Origin of the sequence: Rhizobium sp. BK538 (assembly GCF_014197575.1) — a bacterium.
Taxonomy (GTDB): Bacteria; Pseudomonadota; Alphaproteobacteria; order Rhizobiales; family Rhizobiaceae; genus Rhizobium.
Window position 1 is genome coordinate 49,510 of sequence record NZ_JACIFT010000003.1, and the last position, 13,345, is coordinate 62,854.

Below are 13,345 nucleotides of genomic sequence, written 5' to 3' on the forward strand. Positions count from 1 at the left end.
CGGCGCCGTGGCTTAAACCGGGCGCATGGAAAAGCCGCTCTTCCTCTATGCGCTCTGCGGCAGCCAGCGAAAGGCTTCGACCAATCGCCGGCTGCTCGAAGCGCTGCGCGACAATGCGCCGGCAGGCGTTTCGATTGAGATCAGCGAGCTCATCGGCGAGCTGCCGATCTTCAACCCTGATCGCGAGGGCGAGAACACGCCTGTCGTTGTTGAAGAATTCGCGGCCAAGGTCCGTGCGTGCGATGGCATCGTCATCGCCTGCCCGGAATATGCCCATGGCCTGCCGGGCGGACTGAAGAACGCGCTGGATTGGCTGGTCTCCCGCGACGAGGTGCCGTTCAAGCCCGCGATGATCGCGCATGCCTCGCATCGCGGCGATTTCGCGCTGGACCAACTGACCGAGGTCGTGAAGACAATGTCGTTTCGGCTTGTCGACGAGGCCTTTCTACCGATCTCGTTGCTCGGCAAATCGGAGGACGTACAGGCCGCCGTCCTCGCCGAGAGCGTCCAAAGCGGTCTTCTTGTATCAGCGCTTGTAAAATTCTGCGCTGCAATCAATCGCGCCGGGATCTAGCTTGTTTTCTCAAGCTTTTGAAACTATTGAGAAAATATGCGCGTGTCTGCGTTATTCGCACGCTTTTGCCAAATCGTGGACGATTAATCGTTATATCGCCCTTTAACCGTTTTTTGAGCCATTCGCTGGCAGACTTCCTTGATCGGGGAGCAGTGAATGCGGGCATTTTTCGAGGGCGGCAGAAAAATTTCGGGCATCGGTCGTCATGCGACCGTTGCCGGCGTGCTTTTTTCTTTTGCCATTGTCGTCGCGATTGTCACGGTCATGGTGCTCAGCGCGCTTGAACGCGTTGCGGAGCGATCGAATGTGCTGGACGACGAGCGCTCGTGGGAAACCATATCCGGCGCACTGAAGACCTTCGAGATGCAGTTGGGCGCGACGCTCAACGACTACGCGGCCTGGGACGATGCCGCGGTGAACGTCTATACGGCCGATGGTATGGCCTGGACGATCAGCAACTACGGCGAAATGTCGGTCAACAGCTCCCTCTTCGACATGGCGATCGTCATCGATGATGAGAAGAAACCGATCATGGCGTACCGGGAAGGCAAGCCGATGGACGGCTCGCTGGACGAATTCTTCTCCCCATCGCTCTGGATGCTTTTCAACAAGGCAAAGGCTGCGGGGCCACAGAACAATCCGGAAGCGACGGGCTTCATTGGCACCAAGGCCGGTATCGCGGCAGTCGGTGTGGCGCTCGTTCGCGAGAAATCCGGTGCGCTTGACGTGCCGGCCGGAAAACATCGCTACCTCATATTCGTGCGGCACCTTAGTGCCGACAAGGTCGCCGAGCTTGGTGCGACTTATGTTATCGGTGGGTTGAAACTGGTCGCTCCGAACTTCGAAGCCCCCTATTCGGTGACAATCTCGGACGCGCAATCGGTTGCCCTTGGAAAGCTTATCTGGATGTCGCGGGCTCCCGGCGATATCGGCTATGGCGAAGTTCGTCCAATGGTCGTCGAGGCGCTCGGGCTTGTCGGCCTGTTCTTCGTCGTTCTGCTCATCATCGGCTGGCTGGCGCTGCGGCGCCTCAAGGCGGAAGAAATCAATGCCCGCGAGGAAGCCAATCGTGATCGGTTGAGTGGCCTGCTGAACCGCGACGGGCTTGGAACGGCAATCGACGCCTTCGTTGACGAGGCGGCACAGACACGTCGCAACGTGCTTATCCTCTATCTCGATCTCGATGGCTTCAAGGAAGTCAACGACGCTTATGGCCATGGCACCGGCGACCAGCTGATCCGCGCGGTCGCCGCTGGCCTTAACGTGCTCATTCCGGAGAACGCCGTTCTCGCCCGTATCGGCGGCGACGAGTTTGCCATTGCTTTTGTTTCCGAGAGCGAACAGGCGGTTGCCCTGCAGCTTTCCGAGCAGATACTGGATTTCCTGGCCGAGCCGCTGGAGATCGGTCGACGCGTCGTCGTCATCGGCGCGAGCATCGGTATCGCGATGTCGGAAGGTGGCACGATCGACCGTGAAGAGCTGGTGCGCCGGGCCGACCTTGCCATGTATAAGGCCAAGGAAGCTGGCCGTGCACGCATGACACTTTACGACCCCGCCATGGACGCCGATCGCGAAGAGCGCAATGCGCTGGAACTCGATTTGCGCATGGCGATCGAAGGCGGCGACTTGCAGATCGCCTATCAGCCGCTGATCGATGCGGCGACCCATGAAATGACCGGCGTCGAGGCATTGGTGCGGTGGAACCGACCGGGTCACGGACCGGTCTCGCCTGAAGTCTTCATTCCTGTCGCGGAAACCAGCGGGCTTATCGAGGCGCTAGGGCTTTTCGTGCTGCGCAAGGCCTGCGAAACCGCCAAGCAGTGGCCGGAACTGCGTATCTCGGTCAACGTTTCTCCGGGGCAATTCCGCAACCCCGCCTTTGCCGACTATGTCCGCTACGTCTTGAAGCAGACAGAGATCGAGGCCAAGCGGGTGACGCTGGAAGTCACCGAAGGCTATATGATCCAGAACCCGCAGCGCACACGCCAAGCGATCGAGCGGCTAAAGGCGCTGGGTGTCAAAATTGCGCTTGATGACTTCGGTTCGGGCTTCTCGTCCATCGGTTATCTGCGCCAGTTCGGTTTTGACCGGATCAAGATCGACCGCTCGCTGGTCATGGATATCCTGGAAAGCGACAGCCAGCGCGAAATGCTGCAGGCAACAGTGGCGCTGGCCCGCTCGCTCGATATACCGGTCACGGCCGAGGGTATTGAGACCGAGGAGCAGGGCATTGCGGTGCGGCTCTTCGGCTGCGACACGTTGCAAGGCTACTTCTTTGGCCGGCCGATGCCGGCCGATCAGATCACCGAGCGGCTGATGCAGGCGCGCGCGGCGAAGGTCACAACGCGCCGCACCAATGCAGCCTGATCAGGTTCCGATGTGCTTCTGACCGCGCTTCTTGGCAAGTGCGATCTGATGCTGTCTTTGGCGGTAGCGCAGGCGGTCGTCCTCACTGCGCGTGCTGTAACAGTTGCTGCAGGAGACGCCTTCCTCGTAGTGGGGTGAAGTAGTCTCTTCAGCAGTGATCGGATTGCGGCAGGCGTGGCAAAGCTTGTGCTCGCCCTCCTTCAGCCCGTGCTCGACCGACACGCGCTCGTCGAAGACGAAGCAGGCGCCGTCCCAGAGGCTTTCTTCCTGCGGGATTTCCTCGAGATATTTCAGGATACCGCCCTTGAGGTGGTAGACCTCGTCGAAGCCCCGTTCCTTCATGAAGGCGGTGGCCTTCTCGCAGCGGATGCCGCCGGTGCAATACATGGCAATCCTCGGCTTGTTGCGGAGGCCTGTATTGTTGCGCACCCAGTCTGGAAACTCGCGGAAGGTCTTGGTCTGCGGATCAAGCGCGCCGCGAAAAGTGCCGATCGCCGTCTCGTAATCGTTGCGCGTGTCGATGACGATGGTATCCGGATCGGAGATCAGCGCATTCCAGTCCTGCGGTGCCACGTAGGTACCGACCACCTTGTTGGGGTCGATGTTCTCGACGCCCATGGTGACGATCTCTTTCTTGAGCTTCACCTTCATGCGCAGGAAGGGCATCTTCGATGCGCGGCTCTCCTTGTGCTCGAGAGCGGCAAATTCCGGCTGCGCACGCAGATAGGCGAGCACTGTCTTGATACCCGCGTCCGGTCCGGCGATCGTGCCGTTGATCCCTTCATGCGCCAGAAGCAGCGTCCCCTTCACGCCGTTTTCTTCGCAAAGCGCCTGCAGCGGCTCGCGCAAGCTTTCAAAGCGCGGCACGGAAACGAAATGATAAAGTGCCGCGACGAGGAAGGGGCTCGCCGCTGCCGTCGATTGGGTCAGCGTGTCTGTCATGCGGCTGCAAATACAGCTTTCGGGCCGTCTGCGCAATTGGGGCGTTTCAGCTCACCTGAGCTCGCCAGAGCAATTCGATCCGGTCCGCTTCCTCCTGCGGATCATCGGCGAAGGCGTCCTCTGCCCGTTCCAGTGCCGCATGTCGGTCCTCCTGCTGGCGGAAGATGACCGCATCGAGCAGGCGCGCGAGATCGTCGGCATTGGGAAAATGTTGCGGCTCGGCCTCCACCAATGCGCAGAGCACGTCGAGGTCATGGATATGACCGAGCAGATCGATCAGGCTGCTCGTCACCTCGTATTTCGCCTTCATCGCTGCCGGCCAAAGCGGCCGAAGCAGCCGATGGTATGCCCGGTAGTCCTGTGCCCGCTTGCGCAATGTGTGAAAGGCTTCCGCTGAGGCCTCGGCCTGGCAATGCTCGATGGCTTTCCTCGCCTTCAGCGTTGTCTTGCCCCAGCCCCTGGCGACAAGCTGTGCATTCCGACGCGGGCCGCCGTTGAAGTGGACCTCTTCCAGCGCTGCAATGGCGTCCCTCAGCACCTCCGGCGCTTTAGTGAGCTTCCTGTCGATATCCACCTCGGCGTCGGCCATGTGGTCGCGCCGGCTTTCCAGTGCTGCGACAATGCGGCCAAGTGCTTTCGCCTCTCCTATGTTGCGGGCGTTTTTCTTCAGGTAGGCGGCGGTTTCGATCAGCGCTGTCGCATCTCGGATCGCCGAAAGAGACATCGCTACATCACGAAGCCGAGCGTTCTCGTGTTCGCGAAACGCCGAGACTTCGCTGGCCACCAGGCGATAAAGGGAGCGCACACGCTTCAGGTTTTTGCGAAAAGCGTGGATCGCCTCGTGCTTGCCCTCTGGTCTTTCTTCAAGCGTACGGATCGCATGAGAAAGCTGGCCGGCAGCGGCCTTCCTGAACTCTGCAGTGAAACTGTGGTCAGGCCGTATGCGAAAGGGCATGCCGATCGTGCTCGTATTCAGTGGCAAGCGCCTGGTTTGAATAGCGGAAATCTCCTGTCACCTCGCGGCCGATCCATGAAGGCAGCGCGGGGTTGTCGCTCTCCGAGCGCATCTCCACTTCGGCGATCACCAAGCCACGGTGCTGTCCGGCAAACACGTCAACCTCCCAGACAAAACCGCCGTGGGGGACGCGATAACGGGTTTTCTCGATGATGATGCCGATCGCGTCGTCAAGCAACTGTTCGGCGTCGGCGACGGGGATATCGTATTCGAATTCCTCGCGGGTCATCGTGCTGCGGCCGATCTTGACCGTCAACCGTGCCTTCACGTTGTCGAGCACGCGCACGCGCACGGACCGATCATCCATCGAGGCGATATAGCCTTGTTTTAAAAGGGATTTCGTCTCCGCTCCAGAGCGCCAGGCATCGCTGTGCACCAGAAACTTCCGCTCGATTTCTTTCGCCATTCCCGGTGAACCTTGTGTGACGATTTTATTACGCTAGCCCAATTTTATCGCCATGGGTACCCATTCTATTCCAAAGAAGGGTTTCGGCTCGACAAAGCTTACCCTTAGGGTTATTTCGGTCCCGAATTCAATCGGTTCAAAAGGATCACGCGGCCATGGGCGAGAAGACAGAAAAGCTCCTTTCCATCCTGAAACTCCAGCCTGTTGTCCCGGTCCTGATCGTCGACGACGTCAAGTCCGCCGTTTTGCTGGCGCGTGCCCTTGTCGCAGGCGGTCTGAAGGCAATCGAGATCACCATGCGCACGTCGGCCGCACTCGATGCCGTCCGCGCCGTTGCCGACGAGGTCGAAGGCGCCGAGGTCGGAGCCGGCACCATCCTCAATGCCGCTCATTGGGACGCCGCGGTCGCTGCCGGCTCGAAGTTCATCGTCAGCCCCGGCGCGACGCAGGAACTGCTCGATGCCGCAAGCGCTTCGTCCGTTCCCCTGCTGCCGGGTGCTGCGACCGCCAGCGAAGTCATGGCGCTGCGCGAAGAAGGCTATCAGGTCCTGAAGTTCTTCCCGGCAGAGCAGGCCGGTGGCGCCGCCTATCTCAAGGCACTGTCCTCGCCGCTCGCCGGCACCGTTTTCTGCCCGACGGGCGGCATCTCGCTGAAGAACGCGATGGACTACCTGTCGCTGCCGAACGTCATCTGCGTCGGCGGCTCCTGGGTTGCGCCGAAGGAACTGATCGCCGCTGGCGATTGGGCCGGCATCACCAAGCTCGCGTCGGAAGCGGCAGCGTTGAAGGGCTGATTTCGGAGAAAACTGCGTTCAATGCAGGCGGATGCTCCACCTGCATTTGGTATTTTCGCTGCCGATACCTATCTCCCCTCTGGCCTCTAGACAGGGAGATGATGAGGAATGTTCGACGCGAAGAAGCTTCTTGAGCAGTTCTTGGGTTCGCAGGTGCCGGGTGTCGGCGGTTCTGTCCGGGACCGGGCGGGTGACGCGGTCCAGATGGCCAAGGACAATCCGTGGAAGGCAGGCGCGCTGGCAACCGTGCTTCTGGGGACCAAGACCGGCCGCAGCATGGCCGGCAATGCGCTTGCTATCGGCGGTCTCGCCGCGATCGCGGGTCTCGGCTACCAGGCCTACAAGAACTATCAGGCAGGGCAGGCACCGGCGACGCCATCCGATGCGCCGCCGCCAAAGACGGCTGTGCTGCCGCCGCCCGCCGAGTCGGGGTTCGGTGCGGCCTCGCCTGCGCAAAGCAACGAATTCGTGCTCGTTCTCATCCGCGCCATGATCGCGGCGGCAAAGGCCGACGGCCATATCGACGACGGCGAACGCGCCCTCATTCTCGACAAGGTCAAGGCCGCGGATGTCAGTGGTGAAGCTGCCATCTTCGTCGAACGGGAGCTGTCGCAGCCGACGGATATCGATGCGCTGGTCGCAGCCGCCGTCACCGAGGAGCAACGGGTGGAGCTCTACACCGCCTCGCGGCTGACCATCGAGCCGGATTCGCGCGCCGAGCGCGGCTACCTCGATCTGCTGGCCGGTCGCCTCGGTCTTCCGGATGCGCTGGTCGACCACATCGAGGCGACGGTTTCCTCTGCCAAGGTTGGTTTGTAAGCGTATCAAACGGCCAGTTGCCTTTCCCGGACGGCTGGCCTAAGCCATGTCTCCTTATCTGGAGGAGCGCATGCGCGATCTATCGAATTTCAAGGGTTGCCCGGAACCCCGGCCGGTGACCCTCAAGGGGCGTTTTGTCACCGTCGAACCCTATGTCCGCGAGCAGCATCTGCAAGCGCTGTGGGATGGCCTCGGCGGCATGGGCATCAACCCGCTGCTGCGTTATTTTGCGCAGCCCGATTTCACCGGGATGGATGATTTCGCCAACTGGCTTCATTCGGTCTACTCCAAATCGGGCTGGCTGACGCACATCTTCCGTGACAACAGCTCCGGCAAGATCGTCGGCATGGCGAACTACATGCGGGCCGATCCGGCCAATGGCGTGATCGAGGTCGGCGGCGTCGCGCACGGTCCCGACATGAAGCGCTCGCCGCTCTCCACGGAAGTTCACTATCTCATGGCGAAGCATATCTTCGAGGCACTCGGCTACCGGCGCTACGAGTGGAAGTGCGATAATCTGAACGAGGCGAGCAAAACGACGGCGGCCCGCTACGGTTTCACCTTCGAAGGCGTGTTTCGCCAGCATATGATCTCCAAGGGCCGAAATCGCGATACGGCGTGGTTTTCGATGATCGATTCCGAATGGCCCGTCCTGAACGCAGCGTTCGAGGCCTGGCTGTCGCCTGACAATTTCGATCCGGACGGCAAGCAGAAGCGCCGGCTGGAGGAGATCCGCGCCGAGATCAGCAAGGAATCAGCCGCATGACGGCTCCGAAATCGGAAGGCCGTTCGCAGGCGATTGCGGCGGCCATCATCCTCGTGGCGGCTGGCCTGGTCCTCTATTTCATGCCGACCATTGTGCTCGCACTCGGCAGCTACTCACCTTATCTGGCGGCTGGCGTCGGCGCCTGCCTGATCCTTGCCTTCTTCGTTGTCTTCTGGCTGAGAGCACGCTATCAGCGCCGGCGCGGCAAGTAGCGCTGCAGGCGTTTGACTAGCTCTGCAGCGAGGCGCCGAGCAGCAGCGCGCCCATGGCAATCACCAGCAGGGCGCCTAGAATTTCTATCGTATTGCCGATCCAGGTCGAGGCGGCAGAGCCTCGGCCTGCGAGCCGCATCGCCGTGCCCTTGGCGGCAACGGCGAGCGTTGCCAGGAGTGCGACTGTTACAGCGGTGCCGAACGACATCGCGATCACCGACAGGACCCCGCCGAGATAGAGGCCGTTCAGCAGCGAGAAGGTCATTACCAGCAGCGCGCCGGAGCATGGGCGCAGGCCGACCGCGATGATGGCCGACCAGGCTTCCCGGATATTGAACTTTTCCGCGCCAAGTAGGGAGGGGTCTGGCATGTGTGATTGGCCACAGGTCTCGCAGGCCATGCCTGCAATGAATTTGTGTCCGGCCTTGAGCGCGTCTGCCTCGCCGAAGGCGTAGCTCGAGCCCTGCTTTTGTTCCTCATTCTCCTTCCAGTCCAGCATCATGCTGACGGGGCCGGAGGAGGTTGTCATAACCTCGCGGCGTGGCATGCCGCCGATGATCCCGCGCAGTTTGCGAAACAGCAGCCAGCACCCGAAGAGGGTGACCATGATGAAGCTGGCGATCTCCATCGCCTGCGTCGCTGCCGTTAGGGTAACGCCGGTGCCGCGCAGCACCAACCACGCTCCGCCGACCAGCGCGATTGCGACCACTCCCTGGAGGAAGGCGGACACGAAGGAGATCGATACGCCCCGCCTCAGCTCGATTTCGTTGGCGATCATGTAGGAAGAGATGACGGCCTTGCCGTGTCCGGGCCCGGCGGCATGAAAGACGCCATAGGCGAAGGAGAGGCCGATCAGTATCCAGAGATGCCACGAATCCTCGCGCATGGCGCGGAGCGCGCCCGTCAGCGCGCGATAGAAGGCCTGCTGCTGCGCGTTCACATAGAGTAGAATCGGTGCCAGCGGGCCGCCGGTCGGCTGGAAGCTCGGTTCCGACGTGCCGATGCCGAGCGGCGACTGCGCATGTGCAACGGCCATGCCCGCGATGAGCGCGAGTGCTATTTCCAGGGCAAGCGGCCGAAGGCGGTGCCTCAGCATGTCACGTCCAGTCGCGTCGCAAAGAGCTTAGACATGTTCGTCCCCGTCGGATCGTTGAAGAAAGCGTCGGTTAGGGACTGCTTGTTCTCGGCGATCACCTGGTCTGCATCCGGGCGAACGACCTGGTGCTTGCAGCTCTTGAAGCTGTCTCCGGCCAGGACCAGCTCGTTGTCGCTCGGAAAGTCGATCGACGTATAGAGCGTCGGGTCGTAGACGCCGAAGGTCAGGCGGCCCTTGAGCGGCATTTTTTCCGCTGGCTTGACCGCGAAGAACATCAGGAGCTGGCCCTGCTTGTAATCCACATGGATCAGATCGGGCTTCCCCACCTTGATGTTCTTACCGTTCATCGTGAGGTTCATGTAGTAGTCGTAGTCGACCAGAGAATCCCGCACGGTCTTGCCGACCTCGGCCAGTTCGTTCGGATCGAGCTTCAGGTCAGTGTTCTTGTCGAAATCCATCACGACGGATGACGAGAAGACCTCGTCGAAGCGCCAGACGTTGCGCAGTTCGGCAACATTGCCGTCATCGTCGGCGACGACCTCCAGCCGCGCCTCGACGAACACGTGCGGGTGTGCAAAGGCGGCGGCTGGCAGAAGCGACAGGAGCGACGCCATCAGGAATGTCGATTTCTTCATGCGTGCTCTTGCTGGGGGATCCCGTTGTTCACCGTGATTCCTCGCCAGAAAATGGGACGGAATTGGGACCAGCGCGGAGCGCCCGGCCGATCAGGGGTGCTTCCTGAACCAATTGTGAAGATAATCGACGAAGATTCGCACCTTGGCCGGCAGATAGCGCCGGTGCGGATAAACGGCATAGATGCCGCGATCGGTCGGAATGTAATCGTTGAACAGCGTCACCAGCTCTCCGTCTTCGATCGGCTTGCGGGCGATGAAATCAGGGATCAGCGCAACGCCAATGCCGGCAAGCGCCGCGCGCAGCGTCGCATGCGGGCTGTTGACTTCCATGGGGCCGGCGACGGCAACCGCGAAGGAGCTGTTGTCCGGATTGTAGAAACGGATGCTGCCCTGACTGCGCGAGTTGGTGTCGATGATGAAGGGGACGTTCGAGAGATCCGAGGGGTGGGCGAGATCGGGATGACGCTCTATGAAATCTGACGTTGCGCAAAGATGGACGCGGAAATCCGAAATCTTGCGGGCGATCATGCCAGAGTCCTCGAGCTTGGTCACGCGGATCGCGACGTCGAAGCCTTCCTCGATCAGATCGACGAACCTGTCGTCGGCCGCGATATCGAGGGCGAGATCGGGGTTTTCCTTGGCGAAATCGATCAGCGATTGTCCGACATCGGCATCGACAAAGGTGCGTGGCACCGAGATCTTCAACCGGCCTTTCAATTGCGCATTATTCTCGCGCACGAGATCGGCGAGGTTGTCGATCTCCTTGAGGATATCGGAAGCAGTACGATAGTAGGTGTGACCGGCTTCGGTCATGGAGAACTGGCGGGTGGTGCGGTTCAGCAGCAGGGCACCGAGTTCGTCCTCCAATTCACGCACGTATTTGGACAGCAGCGCCTTGGAACGGCCGGTGCGCCGCGCCGCGGCCGAAAAGCCTTCTGCTTCAACGACATCGATGAAGGCGCGGATGCGGGTGAGTGTGTCCATGGCTGATGTCTCCGAGCGCGTCGAACCGGCAGTCAAATCAATTGCTTGCTTGCCGTTTCACCACGTTGAACAAATTGCGGTGTATTGTTCAATTATTTTCTGCCGGGAGATGCGAAAAAACCGCTTGATTATGACGGTGAATATTCCTATCTCGTGGTCAGCCCAAAGTCGCACGTGCCCATGGGTGTCCGCCGAACCCTCGAATTGGTGAGGAAATCGGTAAGGTACCTGGAATTAACCCCTCCAGTCGCTATTCCGGCCAACCGGAAAATGCGAGGACGCCTGAAGCAACGACGGTGCGGGCCTTTTTGTTCTCTCCCTGCTTTCCATCAGCGGGGGTTACTGAAGAGGCACACCTTCATTGCCGGAAGTGCGGTTGGGATTCTCCCTCCAATCCATGGCAGACAAAGCCGGATCCATGTCGCTTATGCGGCGTTGATTCATCATTTGCGCGATCCAAGCGCTTGCTAAGGTTCCGGGGTCTCCACCGGCTGGTTCCTATGCGAGTGATTGGTTGCCCTTTGTCCTCCGGGTTTCCCGGAGCTCTGGAATTGGAAGAGGGATTGATATGACCACCCAGCGCATCCGCGACTTTCTCGCAACCCGACGTCCCGATGGTCCCTGCCTCGTGGTCGACCTCGACGTCGTGCGCGACAACTTCTCTGCTTTCCGCCATGCGATGCCGGACAGCGCGATCTACTATGCCGTCAAGGCAAACCCGGCTCCTGAGGTCCTGAAGCTGCTCGCCGACATGGGTTCCAACTTCGATTGCGCGTCTGTCGCTGAAATCGAAATGGCGCTCAACGCCGGTGCGACCGCTGCCCGTATTTCTTACGGCAATACGATCAAGAAGGAACGCGACGTTGCCCGCGCGCATGCGCTCGGCATCAGCCTCTTTGCGGTCGACAGCCACGAGGAAGTCGAGAAGATCTCGCGTGCCGCTCCCGGCGCCCGCGTGTTCTGCCGCGTTCTGACGGATGGCGAAGGTGCTGAATGGCCGCTATCGCGCAAGTTCGGCTGCGTGCCGCAGATGGCCGTCGACGTTCTTGTCTACGCGCACCAGCTGGGCCTCGAGTCCTACGGCGTATCGTTCCATGTCGGCTCGCAGATGACCAAGGTCGATGCCTGGGATGCGGCGCTTTCCGATGCCAAGCGCGTCTTCGTTCAGCTGGCCAAGCAGGGTATCCACCTGCAGATGGTCAACATGGGCGGCGGCTTCCCGACCAAGTATCTGCGCGACGTTCCGTCGGCGGAAGCTTACGGTCGTGCGATCTACCAGAGCCTGCGTGATCACTTCGGCAACCAGATTCCGAAGACGATCATCGAGCCGGGTCGCGGCATGGTCGGCAACGCCGGTGTCATCAAGACGGAAGTCGTGCTGATCTCGAAGAAGTCGGACAACGACGCTGCCCGCTGGGTGTTCCTCGACATCGGCAAGTTCGGCGGTCTCGCCGAAACGATGGACGAAGCCATTCGCTACCCGATCCGCACCGAGCGCGACGGCGACGAAATGGAGCCTTGCGTAATTGCCGGCCCGACCTGCGATTCGGCCGACGTGCTGTATGAAAAGAATCTCTATCCGCTGCCGATCTCTCTTTCGATCGGCGACGAGATCCTGATCGAGGGCACCGGCGCCTACACGACCACCTACTCGGCGGTCGCGTTCAACGGCTTCGAGCCGCTGAAGGCCTACGTCATCTAATGGAGCTCGCCCCGTAACCAGCCGGGGCGGCACTCTCACAATTCATATCAATCGCCGCTCATAACGGTTTTGGGTACGGGAGGCCACGATGGCCGCTGTTCTTGATGCTGTCCGCGCATTCTTTGCGCCTTCTGTTTTCACCATCGACGCCGAGAATGCCGGCGATGTCGTGGCGCGCGAGAATTTGCTCGATCGCGTCATGGGCCCGAACCGTCGCAAGAAGTCGTCGGAGAAGATCCGCCGCGGTCGCGTTCCGGCGGAAGGTCTGGCGCTGGTTGCGCGTGATCGTGACGGCCATGTCATCGGCACCGTGCGTCTGTGGAATGTCGAGGCTGGCGTCAATGCCGAGGGCGCGCCGATCAATGCATTGCTGCTCGGACCGCTGGCAGTCGATTCCAGCTTCGAAGGCAAGGGCGTCGGCTCGGCGCTGATGCGCGCTGCCGTTCTGGAAGCGAAAAACCGTGGGCACGGTGCGATCCTGCTCGTCGGCGATGCCCCTTACTACGAGCGGTTCGGCTTTTTTGCCGAGAAGGCTCAACATCTCGTCATGCCGGGTCCCTTCGAACGCTCGCGCTTCCTGGCGCTGGAGCTCACCGAAGGCTGGCTTGACGGTGCTGCCGGCATGATCGTTCCCTCGGGACGGATGCTGGCAAGCGCGCCGGTCCGCAGGGCGGCGTGATCGGCACAGCCTCTCCCCGACGGGGAGAGGCCTTTTTTCCCGGTTTCGGAAATCAAGTTTAGAGGCGCCGGAAGACCGGCGAACGCGTAGCCTAAACTTTTACGACTGCTTGCCCCCTTAGGCTTCGATCACTTCACGACGCTTGCGTCGATCAATTGTGTTCCGGCAGTCTGAACGACATTTTCAGGTATAGCGGCGATGAAGAACATCGTGAAAGCATAGACCGCGAATATAGTCGCTGCGGCAGTGGCCCTTAGAATCATTCATGCACTCCTATTCTCAGGAGTTCAATGTGGGCTCAAAAAGTGGCTTTCCAAAGAGTTTTCTGAACGCCAGATGAACAAAAAACTGTGA

At 60.5% G+C, this 13,345-nt stretch carries 15 protein-coding genes; 8 read left to right on the forward strand and 7 right to left on the reverse strand.

Annotated elements, in window-relative coordinates; all coding sequences use genetic code 11:
* Window positions 1-25: 25 nt before the first annotated feature.
* Complete coding sequence (locus tag FHX09_RS04380; protein ID WP_132589107.1) at window positions 26-574, forward strand: NADPH-dependent FMN reductase; 549 nt, start codon at window positions 26-28, stop codon at window positions 572-574.
* A 156-nt stretch (window positions 575-730) separates the two neighbouring features.
* Window positions 731-2,941: an EAL domain-containing protein gene (locus FHX09_RS04385; protein WP_132589108.1), complete on the forward strand. Its 2,211-nt coding sequence runs from the start codon at window positions 731-733 to the stop codon at window positions 2,939-2,941.
* Here the strand turns inward: FHX09_RS04385 and FHX09_RS04390 are convergent, their stop codons facing one another.
* Genes FHX09_RS04390 through FHX09_RS04400 form a run of 3 tightly spaced genes read right to left on the reverse strand, consistent with a single transcriptional unit; the run spans window position 2,942 to window position 5,304 of the window.
* Window positions 2,942-3,883 (reverse strand): rhodanese-related sulfurtransferase, encoded by a 942-nt coding sequence (locus FHX09_RS04390; protein ID WP_184449335.1) that lies wholly within the window; start codon window positions 3,881-3,883, stop codon window positions 2,942-2,944.
* A gap of 46 nt (window positions 3,884-3,929) precedes the next feature.
* Window positions 3,930-4,838 (reverse strand): CHAD domain-containing protein, encoded by a 909-nt coding sequence (locus tag FHX09_RS04395; protein WP_132589110.1) that lies wholly within the window; start codon window positions 4,836-4,838, stop codon window positions 3,930-3,932.
* A complete protein-coding gene (locus FHX09_RS04400) occupies window positions 4,816-5,304 on the reverse strand; it encodes a CYTH domain-containing protein (protein WP_132589111.1) in 489 nt (162 codons plus the stop codon). The genes FHX09_RS04395 and FHX09_RS04400 overlap by 23 nt, the downstream gene beginning before the upstream one ends.
* Window positions 5,305-5,459: 155 nt before the next feature.
* Here FHX09_RS04400 and FHX09_RS04405 point away from each other — a divergent pair, with 155 nt between their 5' ends.
* The 4 genes from FHX09_RS04405 (at window position 5,460) to FHX09_RS04420 (ending at window position 7,895) form a co-directional block, all read left to right on the forward strand.
* Window positions 5,460-6,098, forward strand: a complete 639-nt coding sequence (locus tag FHX09_RS04405) for a 2-dehydro-3-deoxy-phosphogluconate aldolase (protein ID WP_007802903.1) — start codon at window positions 5,460-5,462, stop codon at window positions 6,096-6,098.
* Window positions 6,099-6,206: 108 nt separating this feature from the next.
* Window positions 6,207-6,917 (forward strand): tellurite resistance TerB family protein, encoded by a 711-nt coding sequence (locus FHX09_RS04410; protein ID WP_132589112.1) that lies wholly within the window; start codon window positions 6,207-6,209, stop codon window positions 6,915-6,917.
* A gap of 70 nt (window positions 6,918-6,987) precedes the next feature.
* Window positions 6,988-7,683: a GNAT family protein gene (locus FHX09_RS04415; RefSeq protein ID WP_007802898.1), complete on the forward strand. Its 696-nt coding sequence runs from the start codon at window positions 6,988-6,990 to the stop codon at window positions 7,681-7,683.
* Complete coding sequence (locus FHX09_RS04420) at window positions 7,680-7,895, forward strand: hypothetical protein (protein WP_007802896.1); 216 nt, start codon at window positions 7,680-7,682, stop codon at window positions 7,893-7,895. The genes FHX09_RS04415 and FHX09_RS04420 overlap by 4 nt, the downstream gene beginning before the upstream one ends.
* 16 nt (window positions 7,896-7,911) lie before the next feature.
* On the opposite strand, the gene FHX09_RS04425 is transcribed toward FHX09_RS04420, so the two are convergent.
* The 3 genes from FHX09_RS04425 to FHX09_RS04435 all read right to left on the reverse strand — a co-directional run bounded on the left by FHX09_RS04425 (window position 7,912) and on the right by FHX09_RS04435 (window position 10,610).
* The gene (locus FHX09_RS04425) at window positions 7,912-8,931 is read right to left on the reverse strand and encodes a nickel/cobalt transporter (RefSeq protein WP_245505428.1); all 1,020 of its coding nucleotides are present in this window, start codon (window positions 8,929-8,931) and stop codon (window positions 7,912-7,914) included.
* 53 nt (window positions 8,932-8,984) lie between these two features.
* Window positions 8,985-9,626: a DUF1007 family protein gene (locus FHX09_RS04430; protein WP_132589114.1), complete on the reverse strand. Its 642-nt coding sequence runs from the start codon at window positions 9,624-9,626 to the stop codon at window positions 8,985-8,987.
* Between the two features lie 90 nt (window positions 9,627-9,716).
* The gene (locus tag FHX09_RS04435; RefSeq protein ID WP_132589115.1) at window positions 9,717-10,610 is read right to left on the reverse strand and encodes a LysR family transcriptional regulator; all 894 of its coding nucleotides are present in this window, start codon (window positions 10,608-10,610) and stop codon (window positions 9,717-9,719) included.
* Window positions 10,611-11,178: 568 nt separating this feature from the next.
* Between FHX09_RS04435 and odc2 the strand changes: the two genes are divergently transcribed.
* Complete coding sequence (odc2, locus tag FHX09_RS04440; protein ID WP_007802889.1) at window positions 11,179-12,312, forward strand: ornithine/lysine decarboxylase; 1,134 nt, start codon at window positions 11,179-11,181, stop codon at window positions 12,310-12,312.
* A gap of 88 nt (window positions 12,313-12,400) precedes the next feature.
* The gene (locus FHX09_RS04445; RefSeq protein ID WP_132589116.1) at window positions 12,401-12,991 is read left to right on the forward strand and encodes an N-acetyltransferase; all 591 of its coding nucleotides are present in this window, start codon (window positions 12,401-12,403) and stop codon (window positions 12,989-12,991) included.
* 128 nt (window positions 12,992-13,119) lie between these two features.
* On the opposite strand, the gene FHX09_RS30285 is transcribed toward FHX09_RS04445, so the two are convergent.
* Window positions 13,120-13,254 (reverse strand): hypothetical protein, encoded by a 135-nt coding sequence (locus FHX09_RS30285; RefSeq protein ID WP_007802883.1) that lies wholly within the window; start codon window positions 13,252-13,254, stop codon window positions 13,120-13,122.
* Window positions 13,255-13,345: the final 91 nt, after the last annotated feature.

Excerpts from the sequence above, each read along its gene's own strand:
- FHX09_RS04380 (WP_132589107.1), top strand. The coding sequence starts at position 26 with ATGGAAAAGCCGCTCTTCCTCTATGCGCTCTGCGGCAGCCAGCGAAAG.
- FHX09_RS04385 (WP_132589108.1), top strand. The coding sequence starts at position 731 with ATGCGGGCATTTTTCGAGGGCGGCAGAAAAATTTCGGGCATCGGTCGT.
- FHX09_RS04390 (WP_184449335.1), bottom strand. The coding sequence starts at position 3,883 with ATGACAGACACGCTGACCCAATCGACGGCAGCGGCGAGCCCCTTCCTC.
- FHX09_RS04395 (WP_132589110.1), bottom strand. The coding sequence starts at position 4,838 with ATGCCCTTTCGCATACGGCCTGACCACAGTTTCACTGCAGAGTTCAGG.
- FHX09_RS04400 (WP_132589111.1), bottom strand. The coding sequence starts at position 5,304 with ATGGCGAAAGAAATCGAGCGGAAGTTTCTGGTGCACAGCGATGCCTGG.
- FHX09_RS04405 (WP_007802903.1), top strand. The coding sequence starts at position 5,460 with ATGGGCGAGAAGACAGAAAAGCTCCTTTCCATCCTGAAACTCCAGCCT.
- FHX09_RS04410 (WP_132589112.1), top strand. The coding sequence starts at position 6,207 with ATGTTCGACGCGAAGAAGCTTCTTGAGCAGTTCTTGGGTTCGCAGGTG.
- FHX09_RS04415 (WP_007802898.1), top strand. The coding sequence starts at position 6,988 with ATGCGCGATCTATCGAATTTCAAGGGTTGCCCGGAACCCCGGCCGGTG.
- FHX09_RS04420 (WP_007802896.1), top strand. The coding sequence starts at position 7,680 with ATGACGGCTCCGAAATCGGAAGGCCGTTCGCAGGCGATTGCGGCGGCC.
- FHX09_RS04425 (WP_245505428.1), bottom strand. The coding sequence starts at position 8,931 with ATGGCCGTTGCACATGCGCAGTCGCCGCTCGGCATCGGCACGTCGGAA.
- FHX09_RS04430 (WP_132589114.1), bottom strand. The coding sequence starts at position 9,626 with ATGAAGAAATCGACATTCCTGATGGCGTCGCTCCTGTCGCTTCTGCCA.
- FHX09_RS04435 (WP_132589115.1), bottom strand. The coding sequence starts at position 10,610 with ATGGACACACTCACCCGCATCCGCGCCTTCATCGATGTCGTTGAAGCA.
- odc2 (WP_007802889.1), top strand. The coding sequence starts at position 11,179 with ATGACCACCCAGCGCATCCGCGACTTTCTCGCAACCCGACGTCCCGAT.
- FHX09_RS04445 (WP_132589116.1), top strand. The coding sequence starts at position 12,401 with ATGGCCGCTGTTCTTGATGCTGTCCGCGCATTCTTTGCGCCTTCTGTT.
- FHX09_RS30285 (WP_007802883.1), bottom strand. The coding sequence starts at position 13,254 with ATGATTCTAAGGGCCACTGCCGCAGCGACTATATTCGCGGTCTATGCT.